At 67.1% G+C, this 23,387-nt stretch carries 17 protein-coding genes, 1 tRNA gene and 1 riboswitch; of the genes, 8 read left to right on the top strand and 10 right to left on the bottom strand.

The window, feature by feature from the left end; all coding sequences use genetic code 11:
* Window positions 1-34: 34 nt before the first annotated feature.
* The 3 genes from nrdR to FHY06_RS05450 form a co-directional block, all read right to left on the bottom strand.
* Window positions 35-478: a transcriptional regulator NrdR gene (nrdR, locus tag FHY06_RS05460; protein ID WP_007836918.1), complete on the bottom strand. Its 444-nt coding sequence runs from the start codon at window positions 476-478 to the stop codon at window positions 35-37.
* A 42-nt stretch (window positions 479-520) separates the two neighbouring features.
* On the bottom strand, window positions 521-1,765 hold the full coding sequence (glyA, locus tag FHY06_RS05455; protein ID WP_019652206.1) for a serine hydroxymethyltransferase: 1,245 nt from the start codon (window positions 1,763-1,765) through the stop codon (window positions 521-523).
* 41 nt (window positions 1,766-1,806) lie between these two features.
* Window positions 1,807-1,930: riboswitch (ZMP/ZTP riboswitch) on the bottom strand.
* Between the two features lie 41 nt (window positions 1,931-1,971).
* Window positions 1,972-2,811, bottom strand: coding sequence for a lytic transglycosylase domain-containing protein (locus FHY06_RS05450; protein ID WP_019652207.1), 840 nt, complete (start codon window positions 2,809-2,811; stop codon window positions 1,972-1,974).
* Window positions 2,812-3,481: 670 nt separating this feature from the next.
* Here FHY06_RS05450 and FHY06_RS05445 point away from each other — a divergent pair.
* Both FHY06_RS05445 and FHY06_RS05440 read left to right on the top strand, forming a co-directional pair.
* Window positions 3,482-7,315: a DUF748 domain-containing protein gene (locus tag FHY06_RS05445; protein ID WP_184603746.1), complete on the top strand. Its 3,834-nt coding sequence runs from the start codon at window positions 3,482-3,484 to the stop codon at window positions 7,313-7,315.
* A gap of 254 nt (window positions 7,316-7,569) precedes the next feature.
* The gene (locus FHY06_RS05440; protein ID WP_184603744.1) at window positions 7,570-10,422 is read left to right on the top strand and encodes a DUF349 domain-containing protein; all 2,853 of its coding nucleotides are present in this window, start codon (window positions 7,570-7,572) and stop codon (window positions 10,420-10,422) included.
* A gap of 86 nt (window positions 10,423-10,508) precedes the next feature.
* Here the strand turns inward: FHY06_RS05440 and FHY06_RS05435 are convergent, their stop codons facing one another.
* From FHY06_RS05435 to FHY06_RS05410, 6 genes are all read right to left on the bottom strand, one after another.
* A complete protein-coding gene (locus FHY06_RS05435; RefSeq protein WP_184603742.1) occupies window positions 10,509-11,105 on the bottom strand; it encodes a hypothetical protein in 597 nt (198 codons plus the stop codon).
* Between the two features lie 94 nt (window positions 11,106-11,199).
* On the bottom strand, window positions 11,200-11,991 hold the full coding sequence (locus tag FHY06_RS05430; RefSeq protein WP_184603740.1) for a M90 family metallopeptidase: 792 nt from the start codon (window positions 11,989-11,991) through the stop codon (window positions 11,200-11,202).
* Between the two features lie 17 nt (window positions 11,992-12,008).
* Window positions 12,009-12,791: a UDP-2,3-diacylglucosamine diphosphatase gene (locus FHY06_RS05425; protein WP_184604134.1), complete on the bottom strand. Its 783-nt coding sequence runs from the start codon at window positions 12,789-12,791 to the stop codon at window positions 12,009-12,011.
* A 46-nt stretch (window positions 12,792-12,837) separates the two neighbouring features.
* A complete protein-coding gene (locus tag FHY06_RS05420) occupies window positions 12,838-13,350 on the bottom strand; it encodes a peptidylprolyl isomerase (protein WP_019652213.1) in 513 nt (170 codons plus the stop codon).
* Window positions 13,351-13,404: 54 nt separating this feature from the next.
* The gene (locus tag FHY06_RS05415; RefSeq protein WP_019652214.1) at window positions 13,405-13,998 is read right to left on the bottom strand and encodes a peptidylprolyl isomerase; all 594 of its coding nucleotides are present in this window, start codon (window positions 13,996-13,998) and stop codon (window positions 13,405-13,407) included.
* An 86-nt stretch (window positions 13,999-14,084) separates the two neighbouring features.
* Window positions 14,085-14,675, bottom strand: coding sequence for a tetratricopeptide repeat protein (locus tag FHY06_RS05410; protein ID WP_019652215.1), 591 nt, complete (start codon window positions 14,673-14,675; stop codon window positions 14,085-14,087).
* Window positions 14,676-14,890: 215 nt separating this feature from the next.
* Between FHY06_RS05410 and cysS the strand changes: the two genes are divergently transcribed.
* The 6 genes from cysS to FHY06_RS05380 all read left to right on the top strand — a co-directional run bounded on the left by cysS (window position 14,891) and on the right by FHY06_RS05380 (window position 20,510).
* Window positions 14,891-16,267, top strand: coding sequence for a cysteine--tRNA ligase (gene cysS / locus FHY06_RS05405; RefSeq protein WP_019652216.1), 1,377 nt, complete (start codon window positions 14,891-14,893; stop codon window positions 16,265-16,267).
* A 17-nt stretch (window positions 16,268-16,284) separates the two neighbouring features.
* Window positions 16,285-16,935, top strand: a complete 651-nt coding sequence (locus FHY06_RS05400) for a DNA-3-methyladenine glycosylase family protein (protein WP_020722911.1) — start codon at window positions 16,285-16,287, stop codon at window positions 16,933-16,935.
* Between the two features lie 153 nt (window positions 16,936-17,088).
* On the top strand, window positions 17,089-18,069 hold the full coding sequence (locus FHY06_RS05395) for an acetyl-CoA carboxylase carboxyltransferase subunit alpha (RefSeq protein WP_019652218.1): 981 nt from the start codon (window positions 17,089-17,091) through the stop codon (window positions 18,067-18,069).
* Between the two features lie 19 nt (window positions 18,070-18,088).
* Window positions 18,089-19,066 carry a tRNA lysidine(34) synthetase TilS gene (gene tilS / locus FHY06_RS05390; protein ID WP_184603738.1) on the top strand — a complete coding sequence of 326 codons (978 nt, stop codon included), beginning with the start codon at window positions 18,089-18,091 and terminating at the stop codon, window positions 19,064-19,066.
* 55 nt (window positions 19,067-19,121) lie between these two features.
* Entirely contained in the window at window positions 19,122-20,390 is a 1,269-nt protein-coding gene (locus FHY06_RS05385) for an aspartate kinase (RefSeq protein ID WP_019652220.1), read from the top strand.
* A gap of 27 nt (window positions 20,391-20,417) precedes the next feature.
* Window positions 20,418-20,510, top strand: a tRNA-Ser gene (locus FHY06_RS05380).
* 71 nt (window positions 20,511-20,581) lie between these two features.
* Here the strand turns inward: FHY06_RS05380 and ileS are convergent.
* Window positions 20,582-23,374, bottom strand: a complete 2,793-nt coding sequence (ileS, locus tag FHY06_RS05375; RefSeq protein WP_184603736.1) for an isoleucine--tRNA ligase — start codon at window positions 23,372-23,374, stop codon at window positions 20,582-20,584.
* Window positions 23,375-23,387: the final 13 nt, after the last annotated feature.

The following is a 23,387-nucleotide window of genomic DNA, read 5'->3' as shown; positions in this document are numbered from 1 at the left end:
GGCGGAGAGAGGAGGTTGGGGCGCGCGGCGCGGCTCAGATATCGCGCAGCAACTGCCTGAACTCGTCCACGTCCTCGAAGCTGCGGTACACCGAGGCGAAGCGCACGTAGGCGACCTTGTCGAGCTTCTTGAGTTCGCGCATGACGAGCTCGCCGACCTTGGTCGAATCGATCTCGCGCAGGCCGCTGGCCAGCAGCTTCTGCTCGATGCGCAGCAGCGCGTTGTCGATCTGCTCGATGCTCACGGGGCGTTTGCGCAGCGCCAGCATCATGGAGGCGCGCACCTTGGTCGAATCGAAGTCGGCGCGGCTGCCGTCCTTCTTTACGACCACGGGAAAGTTGACATCGGGCCGTTCGTAGGTGGTGAACCGCTTGTCGCAGGCGCTGCACTGGCGGCGCCTGCGGACGAAGTCGGCGTCTTCTGAAACGCGGGTCTCCACAACCTGCGTTTCAAGATGGCCGCAAAAGGGGCATTTCATGCGGCCAGGTCTTCCTGCTTCTCTCTACGAGCCGACAACAGATCAGCGGTAGACAGGGAAGCGGCTCGTCAGGGCATGAACCTTGGCGCGCACCGCTTCGATGTTCGCCGCGTCGCGCGGGTTCTCGAGCACGTCGGCAACCAGGTTCGCCGTGATGCGGGCCTCTTCGTCCTTGAAGCCGCGGGTGGTCAATGCGGGGGTACCGATGCGCACGCCGCTGGTGACCATCGGCTTTTCCGGGTCGTTGGGGATCGCGTTCTTGTTGATCGTCATGTGGGCGCTGCCCAGCACGGCTTCGGCTTCCTTGCCGGTGATGCCCTTGGAGCGCAGGTCGACCAGCATCACGTGGCTTTCGGTGCGTCCGCTCACGATGCGCAGGCCGCGCTGGGTGAGGGTCTCGGCCACGATCTGGGCGTTCTTGACCACCTGTTGCTGGTAGGCCTTGAACTCGGGCGACATGGCTTCCTTGAACGCCACGGCCTTGGCGGCGATCACGTGCATCAGCGGGCCGCCTTGCAGGCCCGGGAAGATCGCGCTGTTGATCGCCTTCTCGTGCTGCGACTTCATCAGGATGATGCCGCCGCGCGGGCCGCGCAGGCTCTTGTGGGTGGTGGAGGTGACCACGTCTGCGTGCGGCACCGGGTTGGGGTAGACGCCCGCAGCCACGAGGCCGGCGTAGTGGGCGATGTCGACCATGAAGATCGCGCCGACGTCCTTGGCCACCTTGGCGAAGCGCTCGAAGTCGATGCGCAGCGAGTAGGCCGAGGCACCCGCGATGATCAGCTTGGGCATGTGCTCATGCGCCTTGCGCTCCATCGCGTCGTAGTCGATTTCTTCCTTCTCGTTCAGGCCGTAGCTCACCACGTTGAACCACTTGCCGCTCATGTTCAGCGGCATGCCGTGGGTCAGGTGGCCGCCTTCGGCCAGGCTCATGCCCATGATGGTGTCGCCGGGCTTCAGGAAAGCCAGCATCACGGCTTCGTTGGCCGAGGCGCCGCAGTGCGGCTGCACGTTGGCCGCGTCGGCGCCGAAGATCTGCTTGATGCGGTCGATGGCCAGCTGTTCGGCCACGTCGACGTGTTCGCAGCCGCCGTAGTAGCGCTTGCCCGGATAGCCTTCGGCGTACTTGTTGGTGAGCTGCGAGCCCTGGGCGGCCATGACGGCCGGGGAGGCGTAGTTCTCGCTGGCGATCAGCTCGATGTGGTGTTCCTGGCGTGCGTTCTCGGCTTGAATCGCGGCCCAGATTTCGGGGTCGGTCTGTTCGACCAGGATATTGCGTTGGTACATGGCAGTCCTTTGAAGACGAGGTCCTTGTTCTTCAACCAAACAAGGGCTGCCCAGGCGAACGGCTGAACACCTGTGTGACCAGGCGGTACGCTTCCCAGTGGTATTCCACGTCAGCGCGTGGCACCTTGACGGGTGCTGCGCCTATCGCCAGTCGCGTACCGCTCGAGTGTAGCTCAGCAGGCCGCACCCGCGCTGCCGAAACTCCTTCAGGAAACGGAAGACAGCAGGGCCACCTTGGCGGGTTCGCCGCCTTCCTCGCGCTTCGCGGGAGGCGCGACCACCGGGATCGGCTGCGGCCGCACGGTCGGCGGCGTGACGGTGGACGGCGCGCGGCCGTTGGCGACCTGCAGCAGGCGCTCGTGCTCCGCCATCACCTTGGCGGCGTAGCCGCCGTCGTCCTCGAGGTTGGCTGCTCCCACGTAGTAGCGCAGTCCGCCTTCGAGCGAGCCGGCGCGGGCGATGCATTCCTGCAGCACCTTGACGCCGACGCGCATGTTGGTGACCGGGTCGAAGGCGGTGAGCGTGCCGCCCGCGCTTTCGTACTTGTCGCCGTGAACGCGGGTCATGACCTGCATCAGTCCCTGGGCACCGACCTGGCTCTGGGCGAAGGGGTTGAAGCTGGATTCGACGGCCATGATCGCGAGGATCAGGGTCGGATCGATCTTGGTGCGCTTGCCGATGCCGTAGGCCTCGGCTACCAGCACGCTCAGCGGCTCGGCGGCCACGCGGTACTTCTTGCTCAGCCAGTAGGCCACGGCCGCCTGCTGCTTGGGCAGGTCGGCGGGGCTTGCAGCCGTGGTGCGCTCGATGGCCGTGGGCTCGAGGTCCGTGGCTTCGGGCGCGGGCTTGCGCGACTGCAGCCAGCCCATCAGTTCCTCTTCGCCGGTCTTGCGCAGGTCGGGCCGCGCCACCAGGGCGAGGGCCGCGAACACGATGGCCAGGCCGACCAGCGCGAACCCGTTGTGCGTGATTTCAAAAAAGCCGTCTGCCACGTCGGACAAGAAAGTCCGTAGCCCGCGGGCCGTGACATCAAACGCCTTATTCATCGCTCTTCCTTTCTGTGCGGCACCCGGTTCGCAACGCCATGGAAGGCGAGGGATGAAGGCAGCGGCGCTTGGATTGGTACGAATCAGGCTCCGCGCATGGAGTGAAGGGGTTGGTTGGGTGCGTGGTGACCTGATCAAGCCGGGGAACCCGGCAGCGGTTTCAGGTGGCCCCTCTGCGTCGGGCAGTCAGGGCAGCGCGGATTCTAGCGTGGCTAAATACCCGGTCAAGCATAAGCATTTGTTTTCTTATGCTAATAATTGTTTAAAAAGTTGGCCGCCACAGAGGCGTTTCGGCTTAGGGGAAATCCCTTTGTAAAACACGTTTGCAATCGGAGGGAGCCACGCCTAATCTGAACGGGCCTGGATTTTCAGGCGTTCTTCCGAGGCCCGGGAAACCCGAGGTGCAAGTCCGAGGGTTCGGCGGTCGAGGAGCCACGGTGGCAATCTCTTGCTGCCAGCACGGTGGGAACCATCGACTTCCCGTCGCGCGAATCGATGGCATGGGTTTTGGGCCCGCCATCAAGCCCGGTGAGAAGACGCTCGTCGACTCACCGGGCTTTCTTCATTCTGGAAACTCCGCGATGGACTGTCTGCGGTATTTCTCCCGCAGATGCGCGTGCGTCCTTTCTGCGTACGCAGCGCCGGCGCATGTTTGCGGCACACTCCAGCGATGGACGTAGCTTCGATCAAACAGAACAAATGGGTGCGGCGTGGGATCGTCGCTTTGCTTGCGCTCCTGGCCTTCTGGGTCATCGCATGGCTGGCGGTGCCGCCGATCGCCAAGAGCCAGCTCCAGAAGATCGCAAGCGAGAAACTCGGCAGGCAGGTCACCGTCGGCAAGATCGACTTCAAGCCCTGGACTCTCGAGCTCACGCTGAACGACCTGCGCATCGCCACCGCCGACGGCAGCAAGCCGCAGGTGGCCGTCAACCGCATCTACGCCGACGCCGAGCTGCAGTCGATCTTCCGCCTCGCACCGGTGATCGACGCCGTCACCATCGACGGCCCGGCCATCCTGCTCACGCACCTGGCCGACGGCAAATATGACATCGACGACATCCTGGCCAAGCTCTCGGCCGGCCCGCCGCCCGATCCGAACGCCAAGCCCGCGCGCTTCGCCATCTACAACATCGCCATCAATGGCGGCTCGGTCGACTTCGACGACCAGACCGTCAAGCGCAAGCACGAGCTGCGCGACTTCGTGCTGAAGGTGCCTTTCCTGAGCAACCTCGATTCCAAGCGCGACGTCAACACCGAACCCAAGCTCGCGTTCGCGCTCAACGGCAGCAAGTTCGACTCGGCCGCCTTCACCACGCCTTTCGCCGACAGCCGCAAGACCGACGCCCACGTGCAGTTCAAGGGGCTCGATCTGGTGCCTTACCTCGGCTACATCCCCGGTGGGCTGCCGGTGAAGCTGCAGGCGGGCAGCCTTGATGCGGATCTGAAGATCGCCTTCGAGCAGGCGGCCACCACCGGCCTGAAGATCACCGGCACCGTGGAGGCCCACGCCACCAAGGTGGCCGACGCGCGAGGCCGCGACCTGCTGGCCTTCGACTCGCTCAAGCTGGGGCTGGCCGATGTTCGGCCGCTGGAGTCGGCGTTCCACCTCAGCGAGGTCGCGCTGGCCAATCCGCAGCTGGCGGTGGCGCGCGACGCGGCCGGCAAGCTCAACCTGCTGGCCACCGACCCGGCCACCGGCGCGGCGGAAAAGGTCGCTGCGCCGCCCGCAGCGGCGGCGAGCGCACCGGCCGCGGCAGGCCAGCCAGCGCAGAAGCCGGCGCTCAAGGTGCAGGTCGACAAGGTCGCGCTGAGCGGTGGCCGCATCGGCTGGCGCGACGAGACCGTCAATCCGGCCGCCGCCGTGGACCTCACCGGCCTCGGAATCGACGTGTCGGGCGTCACCTGGCCGATGGAGAAGCCCGCCGAGTTCAGCGGCAGCACCGCCATCGCAGGCGCTTCGCTCAAGTTCAAGGGCAGCGCCACCGACAAGGTGGCCGACGTGCAAACCGAGGTCGAGGCATTGCCGCTCTCGCTGGCGGCGCCCTACCTGGCGCAGAGCCTCGAACCCACGCTCGACGGCAAGCTCAGCGGCCAGATCGACATCGCATGGGCCCAGCCCGACCTGAAGTTCAAGGCGCGCCGCGTCGCCGCCGACGGCCTGGCGCTGACCCAGGGCAAGACCGCGCTGGCGAGCGTCGGTCGCTTCGAGCTCGTCGATGCCGAGGCCGACATGACGAAGCACACGCTGAACGTGGCTTCGTTCACCGCGACCAATCCCAAGATCCGCGTCGAGCGCGACAGCGAGAAGCGCTGGATGTTCGAACGCTGGCTCAAGACACCGGCCGGCAGCGGTGCCACGAAGGAAGCGGAGGCGAAGGTCGCCGCGCCCAAGCCCGCGGCCGCCGAGACGCCCCAGCCCGGCGCCAACACCAAGCCGTGGGCGCTGACCATCGGCACGCTGGCGGTCGACAACGGCGCGCTCTCTTATTCAGACAAGGCCGGCGCCGCCCCGGTGACGGTGGAAGTCACGGCCTTCAAGCTGCACGCCCAGAAGCTGGCGCCCGAAACCAGCGCGACCTCGCCGCTGGAGGTGTCGGGCCGCATCGGCTCCGGGCGCTCCGACCCGGGCCGCTTCGACTACAAGGGCAACATCGTGCTCAAGCCGCTGGCGGCCGAGGGCAGGGTCGAGATCGCGTCGTTCCCGGCGCACGCCTTCAAGGCCTACTACGCCGACGCGCTCAATATCGACATCCGCCGTGCCTTCGCGAGCTATCGCGGCACGGTGCGCTATGCGACCTCGCCCGCAGGCATGAGCGTGAAGCTGGCCGGCGACACCGCGCTCGACGACTTCCGCGCCAACAGCGTCTCGCTGACCCAGTCGCCCGGCTTCGACCGCAACAACAACCAGCTGCTGAGCTGGAAGACGCTGAGCCTGCGCGGACTGCAGGTCAGCATGGCGCCCAATACGCCACCGAACGTGGACGTGCGCGAGACCACGCTGACCGACTTCTTCGCCCGCGTGATCGTCGACCCGACCGGCCGCCTGAATCTGCTGAGCCTGACGAAGAAGGGCGAAGCGGAAGCCGCTGCCGCAGCGGCGGCCGCTGGAGAGGCCAACACGCGCAAGGGCCCGGGTGGGACGACCACCACGACGACGGCCAAGGCATCGGCGCCGAAGGCTTCCGCCGGCAGGCCGATGTCGGCCGAGGAAATGGTCGGCGCAGGGCCGGAACCCGCGAAGCCGGTGGCGGCCGCGACCGCCGCCGCCCCGGCGGCCCCGGCCGATGCGGGGCTGGCGCCGGTCATCAACTTCGGCCCGATGAGCCTGGTCAACGGCAAGATCGATTTCACCGACCTGTTCGTCAAGCCCAATTACTCGGCCGACCTGAGCGAGCTGACCGGCAAGCTCAGTTCCTTCTCGTCCAACCCGCCCAAGGGCGAGAGCGGCCGGCCTGCGCTGGCCGACCTCGAGCTGCGCGGCAAGGCGCAGCAGACCGCCGCGCTGGAGATCACGGGCAAGCTCAACCCGCTGGCCAAGCCGCTCGAACTCGACATCACCGCCAAGATGCGCGACCTCGACCTGGCGCCGCTGTCGCCGTACTCGGTGCGCTATGCCGGCCACGGCATCGAGCGCGGCAAGATGAGCATGGACGTCAACTACAAGGTCGCGCCCGACGGCCAGCTCACCGCCACCAACAAGCTGGTGCTCAACCAGCTGCAGTTCGGCGACGAGGTGGCCGGCTCCACCAACAGCCTGCCGGTGAAGCTGGCTGTTGCGCTGCTGGCTGACCGCAACGGCGTGATCGACGTCGACCTGCCGCTCAGCGGATCGCTCAACGACCCGCAGTTCAGCATCGGCCCGCTGATCTGGAAGGCGGTGGTCAACCTGGTCGTCAAGGCGGTGACCGCACCGTTCAGCCTGCTCACGGGCGGCCTGGGCGGCGGCAGCGGCGAATCGAGCGCCATCACTTTCGAGGCGGGCAGCTCCGAACTCAGCGCTTCCGCCAAGGAAAGCCTCGACAAGGTCGCCAAGGCGCTGACCGACCGGCCCACGCTGCAGATGACGGTGGTCGGCACTTCCAGCCTCGAGAAGGAACGCGACGCCTACCAGCGCCAGCGCGTGCGCCAGCTGGCCTATGCCGAGAAGCGCCGCGTCGCGGTGCGCGGCGGCCAGACTGGCACCGACGTGCCGCCCGTGACCGACGCCGAATATCCCGAGCTGCTGACTGCCGTCTACAAGCGCGCCGACATCACCAAGCCGCGCAACATCGTCGGCCTGGCCAAGGATCTGCCGCTGCAGGACATGGAAAAGCTGCTCTTCGCCAGCGTGCCCGTCGACGAGGAGTCGATGCGCCAGCTCGCGGTGGAGCGCGGTGCGGCGGTGCGCGACTACCTGCTGGCCAAGAACGTGCCGAGCGAACGGCTCTTCCTGGGCGCGGTGCGTACCAGTGCGAGCGGCAGCGACTGGAAGCCCGGCGCCGAGCTGAGCCTCACCATGAAGTGAGCCAGGGGAGGGTGCGAGGAGGGCGACGCGCGGTTGGTCGGCGCTTCGTCGCACTCGCCCGGACTTGCCCGCCCCTTGGTTTTTCGCCTGGGCTTGCTATATATGTAGTCCGTCAGCCCCCGGCCCACGGCACCGCGCAGTGCCGCCGTTTCATGGCGGAATTCAGCGAGCGGCCCCAAGTGGGTCAAAATGTCGATCTGCGCCGGCCTTTGCCGGCGCCTTCGCTTTCTCCACCAAGACAACGATTTCGCGCAGTGACCTCTAATTCTTCCAAGCCACACGACATTCAGGCCCTCGACACGCTCACCGGCGGCGCCTTCACCGCGCCGACCTCCGGCGAGCGCGCTGCGCGCATCCGCGACTGGCTCGCGGGCAACCCCGCGCCCGAGCAGATGCAGGAAGTCTTCAAGGAGCTGAGCGGGCGTGACAAGGGCGCCGCACGCCTGCTGCGCGAGAAGCTCGACGAACTCAAGCGCGCCAAGGGCCAGGAGGCCATCGCCGCCGAATGGGCCCAGAAGGCGGAGGCGCTGGTCGCCCAGTCCAAGCTCAACATCGCCGATGCGCTCGCCTGGCAGCGCGACGCCGCCAAGGCCGGCGCGCCCCTGTCGCGCGAGCCGCTGGCGAGCCTGAAGCTCAAGCTGTCGGAGCGCGTCAAGGGCATCGAAGACCTGCAGCACCGCGCGCAGGTTCATCGCGAAGCCGCCGTGCTGCTGGCACAGCGCTTCGAGGTGCTGTCCACCAAGGGCTGGCAGGACGCCCAGGCCGCCGAGGAATCGCTGCGCGCCGATGTGGCGCATTGGCAGCAGCAGGCCGCCGAGATCGTGGCCGATGCCAACTGGAGCAGCCTCGACGCCAAGTTCGCGCCCCAGCTCGAAGCCTCCAAGTCGCAGCTGCTCGTGGTTTCCGACGCGTTCCACAGCGCTCTGGCGCAGGCCGTTGCCGCGGCTTCCGACGCTGCAGCGCCGCTGCCGCCGGTGCCCGTGTGGGCTGACGAGTTGCGCGCCGCGCGCGGCGAAGTCGTGGCGCCCAAGCCTGCGGCGCCGGCCCGTCCGGCCGCGCCCAAGGTCGATCCGGCCGTGCGCGCCGCCGCGCAGGAGGCCGTCCAGGCTGCGCTCGCCAAGCTCGAGCAGGAAACAGCCGAAGGCCATGGCAAGGCCAGCGCCGGCGCGGCTGCCGCGCTGCGCGCCGTGCTCAAGGAGCACGGCAAGCTGGTCGACGCGCCGCTCGAAGCCCGCGTGCACGCCGCGCTGGTCGCTGCGGGCGAACTCGAAGGCTGGCAGCGCTGGAGTGCCGACAAGGTGCGCGAAGACCTGGTCGCCAAGGCCGAAGGCCTGCTGAAGCGCCCCGAAGGCCAGGCGCTGGGCGGCCGCAAGATGCAGGAAACACTGCGCTCGCTGCGCGACCAGTGGAAGCAGGCCGACCAGGGCGGGGTGCCGAACCACGCGTTGTGGAAGCGCTTCGACGAGGCCTGCAACGAAGCCCACAAGGTGGTCGAGGCCTGGCTCGAGAAGGTGCGCGCCGATGCGGCCGAGCATCGCGCGCTGCGCGTCGCCCTGATCGAGGAGGTCAAGGCCTGGGCCGCCGAACACGCCGGGGCCACCGACCTGAAGGCGCATAACCGCGCGCTGCACCAGTTCGCCGACCGCTGGCGCGATGCCGGCCACGTGGGCGAGAAGGTGTTCGCAGAACTGCAGCCGTTGTGGAACGAGGCTTTCGGCGCCGCCCGTGCCCCGTTCGAGAAGGCTCAGAAGGCCAGCATCGAACGCCGCCAGTCCATGATCGCCGAGGCGGCCGAGCTCGGCGCCCAGCCGGTGCTGCGCATCGATGCCGTCAAGGCGCTGCAGCAGCGCTGGCAGGCCGAAGCTCAGACCGTGCCGCTGGATCGCCGCCAGGAACAGAAGCTCTGGGATGCCTTCCGCGCGCCCATCGACGAGGCCTTCAATCGCAAGACGGCCGAGCGCGAGAAGGCATCGGCCGCGATGAACGAGCATGACCGTCATGTGCTGGAGGCCTCCAAGGCGCTCGACGCGGCCAATGCCACCGGCGACGCGCAGAAGATCCGCTCGGCCATCGCGCGCCTCGAAGGCGCCCTGCGCGGCGAAGCGCCGCCGCCCGCGCCGAAGGCCGACGGCCCGGCGGTCGGCGCGACCGAGATCGTGGCGCCTGGGCAGGCAGCCGCAGAATTCAGTGAAAGCGCCGAACAAGCGCCGAGCCCGGCTGATGCGGAAGCGTCTCCCGGCACGTTCCACGAAGCAGGCGCGGCATCCGCTGCTGCCGAGGACCTGGTGGCGCCCGCCGACGGTGCCGACGCTTCGGCGCGCGCCGATGCTGCGGCGCACGACGCCGGTGAAGCCGCCGCAGTCGTCCAGGCACCGGCTTCTGCGCCGAAGGCTCCACCCAAGCCCGTCGTTGCGATGCGCGGCGACGACCGTCCGAGCAGCAAGAAGGCCGAGGCGGCGCCTGCCGCGCGCGGCGGTGCCGGTGGCCGCTTCGGCGACCGCCGCGATGGCGGCCGTCCCGGTGCCGGCGGTCCGGGTCGTCCCGGCGGTGATCGCGGCGACCGTGGGGCTCCTCGTGGTGGCGATCGCGGCGCCCCGGGCGGCCGCTTCGGCGACCGTCCTCCGCGCGAAGACCGCGGCCCGCGCCTGGGCGACGCAGCCTTCAGGGCACAGCGCGAGGCACTCGAGCGCGCCGACATGGCACTGCGCAAGCTCGCTGCCCAGGCCCATGGCGAGGCCCTGACCCAGGTGCTGGGCGCGTGGGAGCAGCGCGATGCCAGCCGCCTGCCGAGCGTGCAGGAGCTTGGCCGGGCGGTCACGCCGGCCGTGCGCAGCGGCTGGTCGCAAGCCATCGGCTCCGCGCCCACGGCTGCTGCCAACGATGCCGCCGAAGCGCTGCTGCGCCTCGAGATGGCAGCGGAGGTGCCGACGCCAGCCGAACAGCTCGAGGCGCGCCGTGCGCTGCAGCTGAAGCTGCTGACGAAGCGCGGCGACCCGGCACCGTCGCAGACCTGGGGCCAGGACGCCGGCAAGGTGCTCGCCGCTGCGCACGATGCCGCCAGCGCACGCCGCCTGCAGAACGCGCTGAAGGCTCTGCTGCGCAAGTAAGGCGCAGGTCGCTTCCTCCATGAAAAAGGCGCCCCGCGGGGCGCCTTTTCTTTTTTCGTTTCAGGCCGGTCGGGACCCGGCCCGGCTCAGACCTTCTCTCCGATGGCCGGCGTCTGCACGGCGCCGGCCTGCTCGGCCAGGTAGCCGTCGCGGATCTTCCGGCGGACCAGCAGCCCGCCGATGCCCAGCAGCAGCGCGAGTGCGCCGACGATCAGCGTGCCCTTGTCGGTCGCGCTCGAGGCGGCCGCCTTGTCCTTCACCTCCATGATCTTCTGCACGTCGGCCAGCGACACCACGGGCTTGCCCTTGAGCTTCACTTCGTAGACCAGGTTGTTGTCCGAGGGATCGACCCTCACCTCGACGGCTTCGTCGATCAGCGGCTCGAGCTTGCTGCGGCCGACCGCGTAGTCGACGCGCCATTTCTCGGTGTTGCCATCGGCCAGTTTCGCGTCGAGCATGAAGTAGCGGCGCGTGCTGGTTCCGCCGCGACGGCGCTTGGTGGTCTCGGTGACCTCGCTGCCGCTGACGATCGTGCCGCTTTTCGCGACGAGGTCCTCGACGGCCGTGCCGTGCGTATCGGAGCTTGCCTTGAACTGCGCATACGCAGCCCAGCCCAGGATGCCGATGCCGAACAGCAGCGCGATCCATGCCTTGCCCGTGAGTTGATAGAGCCAGTCCCTCATGTTGTGTACCTTTTTGGACGAGTTGATAACCCGTCGATGTTAAGGGTTGAATCGCTATCAAATAGATAGCTGACAACTGAGTCTGGGTGTGGGCTTAAGGCTGTTTAGGAAGAAAGAATTCGTCGAAGATCGCCAGCACTCCAGGGAAGTCCCGCGCGAAGTTCGGGCGGTTCACGAAGTAGGCCTCGCAAGCCACCGCGAAGAACTCGCTGATCGAGGTGGCGCCGTAGGCATCGAGCCACGGCGCCTCGGTGCCGAAGCGTTCGGCCTTGATGGTCTGCTCGCGGAAGTCTTCGTAGGCGGGCTGCAGCACGGCCAGCCAGGCCTCGCGGGCCGCGCGCGAGCTGCGCTGACCGGCGAAGCCCGGCGGCAGCGGCGGACAGCCGTTGGCCTCGCCGTTGCGCATGTCGATCTTGTGGGCGAACTCGTGGATCACGACGTTGTAGCCGCGCTCGCTGGTGATGCTGCTGGCCAGCACGTCGTCCCAGCTCAGCATGACGGGGCCGCGGTCCATGGCCTCGCCGGCGACGACTTCGCCGTATTCGTGCACCACCTGCGCTTCGTCGACCACCTTGCGCCGCGCCACCACCTCGGAGCGATGCACGACGATACCGACGAAATCGTCGTACCAGTTCAGCCCGCCCTTCAGGTGCAGCACCGGCAGCACCGCCTGGGCCGCGATGGCCAGCGCGACCTCGTTGGTGATGGTGAAGCCCTTGGCGCCGTGGAATTCCTTGTCGCGCAGGAACTCGGCCGTGAGCGTGCGCAGCCGCTGGCGGTCGGACTCGGACAGCGCCCCCAGGAAGGCGTAGCGCCGCAGCGTGGCCTGCCAGGCGGCTTCGGGGATCGGGGGCAGGGCGCGCAGGCGGCGCAGCCACTTGAACATCGTCGTCGGCGGCGCGGCTAGCGCAGGTCGACGCGCTGCGCGCCGGCGGGCGAGAGGCACAGCAGCTGCGCGCGCGGAGGATGCGCGGCGGCATCCCAGTCGCTCAGCACGATGCGGCGCAGGCCGTCGCCCAGGTCATGGTCGGCAGGCCGGTGGGTGTGGCCGTGCACCAGCGCGTGGGCATTCGCCTGCCGCAGCCAGTCGCGCGCGGCCGGCGTATCGACGTCGGCCCAGACCATCGACGGGTTGCGCTTGCGGTCTTCGCTCTGCACGCGCATGGAACGCGCGAGCGCGCGACGCTCTTCGAGGGGGCGGGCGAGGAACGCGGCCTGCCATCCGGGCGTGCGAACCTGGGCGCGGAACTTCAGGTATTCCGTGTCTTCCAGGCAGAGGATGTCGCCGTGGCTCAGCAGCCAGCGCTGGCCGTGCAGCACCAGCACGGTCGGGTCGTCGAGCAGCGTGATGTTGCATTGCGCCGCGAAGGCGGGGCCGACGAGGAAGTCGCGGTTGCCGTGCATGAAGAACACCGGCAGGCGCTGCGCGGTGCGGCGCAGAAGCTCGGCGCACTGGGCCTCGAAGGTCGCGGGCTCGCCGGGCTGCGCGGCGGAATCGTCGCCCACCCACACCTCGAAGAGGTCGCCGAGGATGAAGAGCGCGTCCGCCGGCGTGGTCTGCAGATAGCCCTGCCAGGCCTCGAAGGTGGCGGGCTCGCCGGCCTGCAGGTGCAGGTCGGAGATGAGGTCGACCGTGCGCCACCCGGGCGGCGCCACCAGCTCAGCGAAAGCCGGGTTCGCCGCCATGCTCATGCTGCCGGCGCCGTTGCCGCCGAGCTGGCCCGGTCGAGGATCATTCCGCGGTGACGACGGCCTTCTCGATCACGACGTCCTCGAGCGGCACGTCGTCATGGAAGCCCTTGCGGCCGGTCTTCACGCCCTTGATCTTGTCGACCACATCGGTGCCGTTGATGACCTTGCCGAACACGGCGTAGCCCCAGCCCTGGGCCGTGGGAGCGGTGTGGTTCAGGAAACCGTTGTCGGCCACGTTGATGAAGAACTGGGCGGTGGCCGAGTGGGGCGCGCTGGTGCGGGCCATGGCCACGGTGTAGTTGTCGTTCTTCAGGCCGTTGTTGGCTTCGTTCTGGATCTCGGCATCGGTGGGCTTCTGCTTCATGCCGGGCTCGAAACCGCCGCCTTGCACCATGAAGCCGGGGATGACGCGGTGGAACACCGTGTTGTCGTAGTGGCCCTTCTTCACGTAGGAGACGAAGTTCTCGACCGACTTCGGCGCCTTGGCGGCGTCGAGTTCGAGCGTGATCACGCCGAGGTTCTTGATGTGCAGTTCGACTTGGGGGTTGCTCATGTTGGGCTCCTGCTTGGGAAGGGAAAAACCGATTCGAAAACCGATGCGATGCGATTACTTCGCCACGACGGTGGCGGACTTGATGGTGACGGCTTCGAGCGGCACGTTCTGCATGCCGCCCTTGTTGCCGGTGGCCACGGCGCGGATCTTGTCGACCACGTCGGTGCCGGAGACGACCTTGCCGAACACGGTGTAGCCGTAGCCATCGGGGTTGGGCGCGTTGAGCGAGTCGTTGTTCTTCACGTTGATGAAGAACTGCGAGGTCGCCGAGTTGGGATTGCCGGTGCGCGCCATGGCGATCGTGTACTTGTCGTTCTTCAGGCCGTTGCTCGCCTCGAGCGGAATGGGCGCGCGCGTGGGCTTTTGCTGCAGGTCGGCCGTGAAGCCGCCGCCCTGGATCATGAAGCCGTCGATCACGCGGTGGAACACAGTGCCGTCGTAGTGCTTGTCCTTGACGTACTGCAGGAAGTTCTCGACCGTCTTGGGCGCCTTGGCTTCGTCGAGTTCGACCACGATGTCGCCGGCCGTGGTGGCGAGCTTGACGCGCGGCGTGGCCGATTGCGCATGGCCGCTGGCGGCGAGCGCGAATGCGGCGGCCAGGGCGAGGGCGCCGCGGCGGCTGAAGCGAGAGAGGGAATGAATCGTCAAGTGAGGCTCCGTATGCGGATGGAGGAACGGTGCCGCGCCGTGCAGACCATGGCGGTGCCGCGGCGGCGACGGATTGGATGACCTGGCTACTTGCTCGTACGGCCGACCGGCTTGCGGATCACCGCCGGCGCGGGGGGCAGGGCGGCCGCCTCGGCTTCGGTCTTGGGGGTGAAGATCTGGCGGATCAGCGCGAGCTTGGGCGCGACGCTGGCGTTGGTGCTCGCGAACTGCTGCGCACGCACGTATTCCTGCGCAGCCAGGCGGGCATACACGTCGCCGAGGTTCTCGTGCGCCGTGGCGTAGTTCGGGTTGAGCTTGAGGGCCTGTTCCAGCGCGGCGCGCGCCTGGTCGAACTTGCTCTGTGACGCATAGAGCGCCGCGAGGTTGTTGTAGGGCTCGGAAAGCTCGGGGAAGTCCTGCGTGAGCTGGGTGAAGGCGGCAATGGCCTCGGCCTGCTTGTTCTGCTCGGTGAGGATCACGCCGCGAAGAAAGCGCATCTGCGGATCGCGGGGCTTGCCGGCAATGTAGGTGTCGGCCTTGGCGAGCGCCTCGTTCGACTTGCCCTGGCGCAGCAGCGCGTTCACGTCGTCGTATTCGTTCGCGTGCGCGGCGGAGCCCCAGAGGCTGAACAGCAGTGCGAAGGCAATGGAGAGTCTGGAGAAGGCGGCGTGCTTCATGAAGCCTCGGCGGAATTGGGGGAGATGCGGGGGGCGAGCTCGGGGTGCGGGCTTGGGGAACACCCGGACGCTACCCGACGGCGGCCGTTTATACTTGAGCGGATTGTAACCGAGGGGCTATCTCGACCCCCTCGCGAACACAGTCCCAGCCACCCCTGAAAAACACCGTCTTTCGCCCGTGCCGCACGTGCGCGAAACGACGTTTTCCGAATCTCATGAGTCTGCGCATCTACAACACGCTGTCGCGTGAATTGGAGGAATTCTCCCCATTGCAACCGGGAAAGGTGCGCATGTACGTTTGCGGCATGACGGTCTACGACTTCTGCCACATCGGCCACGCCCGGATGATGATGGCGTTCGACGTGGTGCAGCGCTGGCTGCGCGCGAGCGACTACGAGGTGACCTATGTGCGCAACATCACCGACATCGACGACAAGATCATCGCCCGCTCGGTGCAGCGCGGCATCACCATCCGCCAGCTGACCGACGAGGTGATCGCGGCGATGCACGAGGACATCGGCGCGCTCGGCATCGAGCCGCCCACCATCGAGCCGCGCGCCACCGAATACGTGCCGCAGATGCTCGGCATCATCGAGAAGCTCGAGCAGAAGGGCCTGGCCTACCGCTCCGAGAACGGCGACGTGAACTACGCGGTGCGCAAGTTCCCGGGCTACGGCAAGCTCTCTGGCAAGTCCCTCGACGAGCTGCACGCGGGTGAACGCGTCGCGGTGCTCGACGGCAAGCAGGACCCGCTCGACTTCGTGCTCTGGAAGGCCGCCAAGCCGACCGAACCCGCCGATGCCAAATGGGAAAGCGCCTACGGCACGGGCCGTCCGGGCTGGCACATCGAGTGCTCGGCCATGAGCTGCGCCACCCTCGGCGAGACCTTCGACATCCACGGCGGCGGCGCCGACCTGCAGTTCCCGCACCACGAGAACGAGATCGCGCAGAGCGAGGGTGCCAACGGCAAGCCGCTGTCGCGCTTCTGGGTGCACAACGGCTTCGTGCGCGTGGACAACGAGAAGATGTCCAAGAGCCTGGGCAACTTCTTCACCATCCGCGAGGTGCTGCAGAAGTACGACGCCGAGACCCTGCGCTTCTTCCTGGTGCGCACGCATTACCGCAGCGCGCTCAACTACAGCGACGCACATCTCGACGACGCGCGCAATTCGCTGAAGCGCCTGTACACCGCGCTCGACCTGGTCGTGCCGGCCGACGTCGAGATCGACTGGACCCAGCCCCATGCCGCGCGCTTCAAGGCCGCCATGGATGAGGACTTCGGCACGCCGGAAGCCATTGCCGTGCTGTTCGAGCTGGCCGGCGAGGTCAACCGCACCAAGTCCGCCGAAACCGCCGGGCTGCTGAAGGCGCTGGCGGCGTCGCTGGGCATCCTGCAGGGCGACCCGCGCGCCTTCCTGCAGGCCGGCAGCACGCTCGACGAAGCCACCATCCAGGCCAAGATCGATGCGCGCGCCGCAGCCAAGGCCGCGAAGAACTTCGCCGAAGCCGACCGCATCCGCCAGGAACTCCTCGAGCAGGGCATCGTGCTCAAGGATTCGCCCACGGGCACGACCTGGGCGGCTGCGCAGTGAACGGAACGACGAACCCCATGCCCGCCCCCAGGAAGCCCAGCGTCAAGATCTATACGCCGGACTATTGGGAAGAGGCGTGCAAGCACCTCTCGCGCAAGGACCGCGTGATGAAGCGGCTGATCCCGAAGTTCGGCGACGCCTGCCTGGAGTCGCGCGGCGACGCGTTCACCACGCTCGCGCGCAGCGTGGTCGGCCAGCAGATCTCGGTCAAGGCCGCGCAATCGGTGTGGGACAAGTTCGCCGCGCTGCCGCGCAAGCTGACACCGGCCAACGTGCTCAAGCTCAAGGTCGACGACATGCGCGGCGCGGGGCTGTCGGCACGCAAGATCGAGTACCTCGTCGACCTGGCCCTGCATTTCGACTCGGGCCTGGTGCACGTCGATGCGTGGAAGGACATGGACGACGAGCAGATCATCGAGGAGCTCGTCGCGATCCGCGGCATCGGCCGCTGGACGGCCGAGATGTTCCTCATCTTCCACCTGATGCGCCCGAACGTGCTGCCCGTGGACGACCTGGGGCTGCTCAACGGCATCAGCGTCAACTACTTTTCGGGAGACCCCGTCAGCCGCAGCGATGCCCGCGACGTCGCAGTGGCGTGGGCGCCTTATTGCAGCGTGGCGACTTGGTATATTTGGCGATCGCTGGATCCCGCTCCAGTCGTGTATTAGCAACACCCCCAGGCTGCGCGCACTTCGTGTCGCTTCGCCAACCCCCTCTAGGGGGCAACACCTGCGGCCCGGCGAAGCCGGTTCCGCGGTGTTCCTGGAATGGATGGTGCGGTGGTTGAGCGGGCAGCAAACTGAAATAAACAGGAGAAGACGTTGGCGAAACGAACCTTCCTCGACTTCGAGCAGCCGATTGCCGAGCTCGAAACAAAGATCGAAGAATTGCGCTATGTGCAGACCGAATCCGCGGTCGACATCTCTGAAGAAATCGATCAGCTCGGCAAGAAGAGCCTTCAGCTCACCAAGGACATCTACAGCGACCTGACGCCCTGGCAGATCACCAAGATCGCGCGGCACCCGGAGCGCCCCTACACGCTGGACTACGTCAACGAGATCTTCACCGACTTCGTCGAACTGCACGGCGACCGGCACTTCGCCGACGACCTGTCGATTGTGGGCGGCCTCGCACGCTTCAACGGCGTGCCTTGCATGGTCATCGGCCACCAGAAGGGCCGCGACACGAAGGAGCGCACGGCGCGCAACTTCGGCATGAGCAAGCCCGAGGGCTACCGCAAGGCGCTGCGCCTGATGAAGACGGCCGAGAAGTTCAAGCTGCCGGTCTTCACCTTCGTCGATACCCCCGGCGCATACCCCGGCATCGATGCCGAAGAGCGCGGCCAGTCGGAAGCCATCGGCCGCAACATCTTCGAGATGGCGCAGCTCGAGGTGCCGATCATCGTCACCATCATCGGCGAGGGCGGCTCAGGCGGCGCGCTGGCGATCTCGGTCGGCGACCAGCTGCTGATGCTGCAGTACTCGATCTATTCGGTGATCAGCCCCGAGGGCTGCGCTTCCATCCTCTGGAAGACCGGCGAGAAGGCTCAGGAAGCCGCCGACGCGCTGGGCATCACCGCCCACCGCCTGAAGGCGCTGGGTCTGGTCGACAAGATCGTCAACGAGCCCGTGGGCGGCGCGCACCGCGACCATCGCCAGATGGCCGCCTTCCTCAAGCGTGCCCTCAACGACGCCTTCCGCCAGGTCAGCGACCTGAAACCGAAGGAGCTGCTGGAGCGCCGCTACGAGCGCCTGCAGAGCTACGGCCGCTTCAACGACACCAAGGCCGATACCGGCAGGTGATTCCCGCCCGGGCGCTGCCATGAACTCCGCTTTCGAACGCGCCATCGCCGCGTTCGAGCCGGCGCAATGGCCGCTGGCGGTGGGGTTCAGCGGGGGTGCCGATTCGACCGCCTTGCTGGCTGCCTGCGCGGCGCGCTGGCCGGGGCAGGTGGTCGCCTTCCATGTGCATCACGGGCTGCAGGCAGCGGCCGATGGCTTCGAGCGGCATTGCCGCTCGGTGTGCGAGCGCCTTGGCGTGCCGCTGGTCGTCCATCGCGTCGATGCCCGGCATGCGCCGGGCGAAAGCCCAGAGGACGCGGCCCGCCGGGCCCGCTATGCGGCGTTCGCCGAAATGGCGCATGCCGATGGGGCGAGGGCGGCAATCCGGTCCGTGGCGCTGGGGCACCATGCCGACGACCAAGTCGAGACGCTGCTGCTCGCCTTGTCGCGCGGGGCAGGGCTGCCGGGGCTGGCTGCCATGCCGGCGCTGGCCCAGCGCAGCGGGCTCGACATCTACCGGCCGCTGCTCGCGGTGCCGGGGGCGGAGATCCGCGAATGGCTGGCCGGCCGCGACCTGCCCTGGATCGAGGACCCGACCAACGACGACGCGCGCTACACCCGCAACAGGATCCGCTCCGTGCTCCTGCCCGCGCTGGAGCAGGCCTTTCCGCAGTTCCGGGCCACCTTCGCGCGCAGCGTGGGCCATGCCGCCCAGGCTCAGCAGCTGCTGGGCGAGCTGGCGGCGCAGGACCTGGAAAGCGTCGGCAGCCCGCCGCGCATCGCCGCGCTGCAGGCGCTGTCGCGCGCCCGGCAGGCCAACTTGCTGCGCCACTGGCTGATGCGCTCGCACGGATGTGCGCCTAGCGCGGCGCAGCTCGATCAGCTGCTCGACCAGGTTCGGGCCTGCACCACGCGCGGCCATCGCATCCACCTGAAGGTGGCCGCCGGTTTCGTCGAACGCAGGGGTGACTTGCTGCATTGGTACAATGCTGCGCCCTCGCCGAAGACTTCGCTCTGACCGCTTGCAGGGCGCCGCCTATCCAGCGGCCCTTTCCTTTTCTCTGATTTCACCCATGGCATTGATCGTTCACAAATACGGCGGTACGTCGATGGGCTCGACCGAGCGCATCAAGAATGTCGCCAAGCGCGTCGCCAAGTGGGCGCGCGCAGGCCACCAGATGATCGTGGTTCCGAGTGCCATGAGCGGCGAGACCAACCGCCTGCTCGGCCTGGCCAAGGAGCTGGCGCCCAGCAAACCCGGCGTGGCCCATAACCGCGAACTCGACATGCTGGCCTCCACCGGCGAGCAGGCTTCGTCGGCGCTGCTGGCCATCGCGCTGCAGGCCGAGGGCGTCGAGGCCGTGAGCTACGCGGGCTGGCAGGTTTCGGTGCGCACCGACAACTCCTACACCAAGGCCCGCATCGAGAGCATCGACAACGAGCGCGTGATGGCCGACCTGAACGCCAACAAGGTGGTGGTCATCACCGGCTTCCAGGGCGTGGACGACGAGGGCAACATCACCACGCTGGGTCGCGGCGGCAGCGACACCTCTGCCGTGGCCATCGCGGCTGCGATGAAGGCGAACGAGTGCCTGATCTACACCGACGTCGACGGCGTCTACACGACCGACCCGCGCGTCGAGCCCGACGCACGTCGGCTGACGACCGTGAGCTTCGAAGAGATGCTCGAGATGGCGAGCCTGGGCTCCAAGGTTCTGCAGATCCGCTCGGTGGAATTCGCCGGCAAGTACAAGGTGCCGCTGCGTGTGCTTTCGAGCTTCACGCCGTGGGACATCGATATCAATGAAGAGGCCAAGTCCGGCACGCTGATCACTTTCGAGGAAGACGAAAACATGGAACAAGCCGTCGTATCCGGCATCGCATTCAACCGCGACGAAGCCAAGATCTCGGTGCTGGGCGTGCCCGACAAGCCGGGCATTGCGTATCACATCCTCGGTGCAGTGGCCGACGCCAACATCGAAGTCGACGTGATCATCCAGAACCTGAGCAAGGACGGAAAGACCGACTTCAGCTTCACCGTCCACCGCAACGAATACGCGCGCACCATCGACCTGCTGCAGTCGAAGGTGATGCCCTCGCTGGGCGCGACCGAAGTGGTCGGCGACACCAAGATCTGCAAGGTCAGCATCGTGGGCATCGGCATGCGCAGCCACGTCGGTGTGGCGAGCAAGATGTTCCGCGTTCTGGCCGAAGAGGGCATCAACATCCAGATGATCTCGACCAGCGAAATCAAGACCTCGGTCGTGATCGACGAAAAATATATGGAATTGGCAGTGCGCGCACTGCACAAAGCCTTCGATCTTGATCAGCCGGGCGCCTAAGTAGTGGCATAATCTCAGCTTCTTTCTGGAACTGTGACCGAGTGGCCGAAGGTGCTCCCCTGCTAAGGGAGTATGGGGTGTAGAGCCTCATCGAGGGTTCGAATCCCTCCGGTTCCGCCAAGATGCAACCCCTGTAGCAACCCAGCTACAGGGGTTTTTTCTTTCCAGGTCCGGACTCCGTCCGGGGCGCCTCAGGCGCCATGCAATTCCGGGAACCCCGCCAGTACCGTCCGGCACCGCTCGCAGAGCATCGCTTGCTCGGCGTCGTCGCCCATCACGGTGGCGTCGTGCCGCCAGCACCTGCGGCAGCGAAGGAACGAGGTCGGCCTGACGCGGACTTCGACCTTGTCGCCTACCTTCAGCACCACGTCGGCGACCATGAAGATCGAGGCCAGTTCCGAACCCAGCAGCGCGAGCGACTCGAGGATCTCCACGGGCGCCTCGATCACCAGATTCGCCTCGCTGGAACGGCCGATGCTTCCCGACGAGCGCAGGTCTTCGATCGCCTTCATCACGCTCGGGCGCAGCTGCCTTGCATGGCGCCAGAAGTCGCGGACGTCCGGGTCTTCCATGCCGGGCGGCAGCGCTTCGTCCCAGGTGTGAAGGAACACGCTGTCGCCTTTCTCCTCTTCTGCATCGAACAGCACCGTCCATGCCTCCTCGGCGGTGAAGCTGAGGATGGGCGCCGAAAGCAGCAGCAGGTTCTTCAGGATCGCATGCAGCGCAGTCTGTGCGGACCGCCTTTCGTGGCTGTCCCGCGCGCTCGCGTACAGCCGGTCCTTCAGCACGTCGAGATAGAAGCCGCCGAGTTCGTCGGCGCAATAGCCATGGATGAGCCGCGTCACCGCGACGAAGTCGTAGTCCCTGTAGCTCCTGCGGCACTGCTCGCCGAGTTCGCGGCAGCGGGCCATGGCGTAGCGGTCGACGCTCGCGAGATCGTGCTCGGACACTGCATCGGCTTGCGCGTCGAAGTCCGACACGTTCAGCAGCAGGAAGCGGATCGTGTTGCGGATTCGCCGGTACATCTCGACGACGCGATCCAGGATCTCCTCGGAGACGGAGATGTCCGTCGAGTAGTCGGTGCTCGCGATCCACAGCCGGATGATCTCCGCGCCCCGCGTGCTCGCCACCTCCTGCGGGCTGACGGTGTTGCCCAGCGACTTGCTCATCTTCTTGCCGTTCCCGTCGACGGCGAAGCCGTGCGTGAGCACGGCCTTGAAGGGCGCGCGGCCGTCCGCCGCGCAGCCCGTCATGAGCGAGGAGCCGAACCAGCCCCTGTGCTGGTCGGAGCCCTCCAGGTACAGGTCGGCCGGGTGGTCGTGCGCGTCAAGGCGGCGCGGGTCCCTGTAGACGGTTGCGTGGATGGAGCCGGAGTCGAACCACACGTCGAGGGTATCGGACAGCTTTTCGAACTCCGACTCATCCACGCCCAGGTCCGCGGGACTCAGTCGAGTCCAGGCGGAAATTCCTTCGCGCTCCACGCGCTGTGCCACTTCCTCGACGAGGCGCGAGGTCTCGGGGTGCAGCGAGTTGTCGCTGCGCCTGACGAAGAAGGCGAGGGGCACGCCCCATGCGCGCTGGCGCGAGATGCACCAGTCGGGGCGGCCGTCGATCATCGCTTCCATGCGCGAGCGGCCGGATGCCGGATAGAACGGCACGTCCCTGATCGCCTCGCGCGCGGTCTCGCGCAGCGTACGCTCGTCGCCCTTCGCGGGATGGTCCATGGCGATGAACCATTGCGTCGTCGAGCGGAAGAGGATCGGCGTCTTGTGCCGCCAGCAATGGGGATACGAATGCTCGATGCGCTCCTGCCGCAGCAGCGAGCCGTCGGCCTTCAGCATTTCGAGGATGGTCCTGCTGCCTTCCTCCAGCGACATGCCGCCGATCACCGGCAGGCCAGGCACGAAGCGCCCGGCACCGTCGATCACGTTGTCGCCGGTGATGCCCAGCCCGCGGCACAGCTCGAAGTCTTCCGCGCCGTGCGCCGGCGCCAGGTGCACGAGGCCGGTGCCGGTGTCCAGCGAGACGAAATCGGCCGCCACCATGGGCACTGCTTTGTCGTGCAGCGGATGCTTCAGCATCGCGCCCACGAGGTCGATGCCGGGCGCGACCGCGCGGAGTTCGTGCGCGATGCCGAAGCCGCCCAGCAGCTTCGCAGCGCTATCCGAGGCCAGCACCAGCAGGCCCTCGGGCGTGTCGTACAGGCCATAGCTCGCCTCCGGGTCCAGGCCGACGGCGGCGTTGCCGGGCAGCGTCCATGGCGTCGTGGTCCAGATCACGACACGCGCCGGCTTGCCTGCGACGGGAGCGCACTTGAAGCGCGACGCCAGGTCGGCCGCGTCGATGGCCTGCATGCCGACGTAGGCCGTCGTCGAGCGCTTGTGCGCGTATTCGAGCTCCGCCTCCGCCAGCGCCGACTGGCAGTCGACGCACCAGTTCACCGGCTTCTGGCCGCGAAACAGCAGGCCGCGCTGCCGGATGCGATCGAGAAAGCGGATCTCGTTGGCTTCGGTCTCGAAGTCCATGGTGCGAAAGGCGTTGTCCCAGTCGCCGAGCAGGCCCAGGCGCAGGAAATCCTTCTTCTGGCTCTGCGTCTGCGAGAAGGCGTATTCGCGGCATAGCGCCTGGACCTGCTCGGTCGGCAGGCCCCGGCCGTTCATCTGCTCGATGCGGTGCTCGATGGGCATGCCGTGGCAATCCCAGCCAGGAATCCACTGCGAGTCGAAGCCGTCGAAGAAGCGGCTCTTGAAGACCATGTCCTTGAGCACCTTGTTCACCGCGTGCCCGATGTGGATGTCGCCGTTCGCGTACGGCGGGCCGTCGTGAAGGATGAAGGGTGGGCGGCCGGCAGCCGCCTCGCGCATCCGCTCGTAGATGCGCTGCCGCGCCCAGCGCTCGACCAGTGCGGGTTCGCGCCTGGGCAGGTCTCCCTTCATCGGGAACGGAGTGGTCAGCAGGTTCAGTGTGTTCTTCAGGTCTGACATGTGGTGGCTTCGT

It is taken from the genome of Variovorax atrisoli, from assembly GCF_014195185.1.
Classification (GTDB): domain Bacteria; phylum Pseudomonadota; class Gammaproteobacteria; order Burkholderiales; family Burkholderiaceae_C; genus Variovorax; species Variovorax atrisoli.
This window is presented reverse-complemented; position numbering and strand designations above follow the sequence as displayed.

What these genes read in the sequence shown, in the direction of transcription:
- nrdR (WP_007836918.1), bottom strand. Translation starts at nt 478, where the DNA reads ATGAAATGCCCCTTTTGCGGCCATCTTGAAACGCAGGTTGTGGAGACC.
- glyA (WP_019652206.1), bottom strand. Translation starts at nt 1,765, where the DNA reads ATGTACCAACGCAATATCCTGGTCGAACAGACCGACCCCGAAATCTGG.
- FHY06_RS05450 (WP_019652207.1), bottom strand. Translation starts at nt 2,811, where the DNA reads ATGAATAAGGCGTTTGATGTCACGGCCCGCGGGCTACGGACTTTCTTG.
- FHY06_RS05445 (WP_184603746.1), top strand. Translation starts at nt 3,482, where the DNA reads ATGGACGTAGCTTCGATCAAACAGAACAAATGGGTGCGGCGTGGGATC.
- FHY06_RS05435 (WP_184603742.1), bottom strand. Translation starts at nt 11,105, where the DNA reads ATGAGGGACTGGCTCTATCAACTCACGGGCAAGGCATGGATCGCGCTG.
- FHY06_RS05430 (WP_184603740.1), bottom strand. Translation starts at nt 11,991, where the DNA reads ATGTTCAAGTGGCTGCGCCGCCTGCGCGCCCTGCCCCCGATCCCCGAA.
- FHY06_RS05425 (WP_184604134.1), bottom strand. Translation starts at nt 12,791, where the DNA reads ATGGCGGCGAACCCGGCTTTCGCTGAGCTGGTGGCGCCGCCCGGGTGG.
- FHY06_RS05420 (WP_019652213.1), bottom strand. Translation starts at nt 13,350, where the DNA reads ATGAGCAACCCCCAAGTCGAACTGCACATCAAGAACCTCGGCGTGATC.
- FHY06_RS05410 (WP_019652215.1), bottom strand. Translation starts at nt 14,675, where the DNA reads ATGAAGCACGCCGCCTTCTCCAGACTCTCCATTGCCTTCGCACTGCTG.
- cysS (WP_019652216.1), top strand. Translation starts at nt 14,891, where the DNA reads ATGAGTCTGCGCATCTACAACACGCTGTCGCGTGAATTGGAGGAATTC.
- FHY06_RS05400 (WP_020722911.1), top strand. Translation starts at nt 16,285, where the DNA reads ATGCCCGCCCCCAGGAAGCCCAGCGTCAAGATCTATACGCCGGACTAT.
- tilS (WP_184603738.1), top strand. Translation starts at nt 18,089, where the DNA reads ATGAACTCCGCTTTCGAACGCGCCATCGCCGCGTTCGAGCCGGCGCAA.
- FHY06_RS05385 (WP_019652220.1), top strand. Translation starts at nt 19,122, where the DNA reads ATGGCATTGATCGTTCACAAATACGGCGGTACGTCGATGGGCTCGACC.
- ileS (WP_184603736.1), bottom strand. Translation starts at nt 23,374, where the DNA reads ATGTCAGACCTGAAGAACACACTGAACCTGCTGACCACTCCGTTCCCG.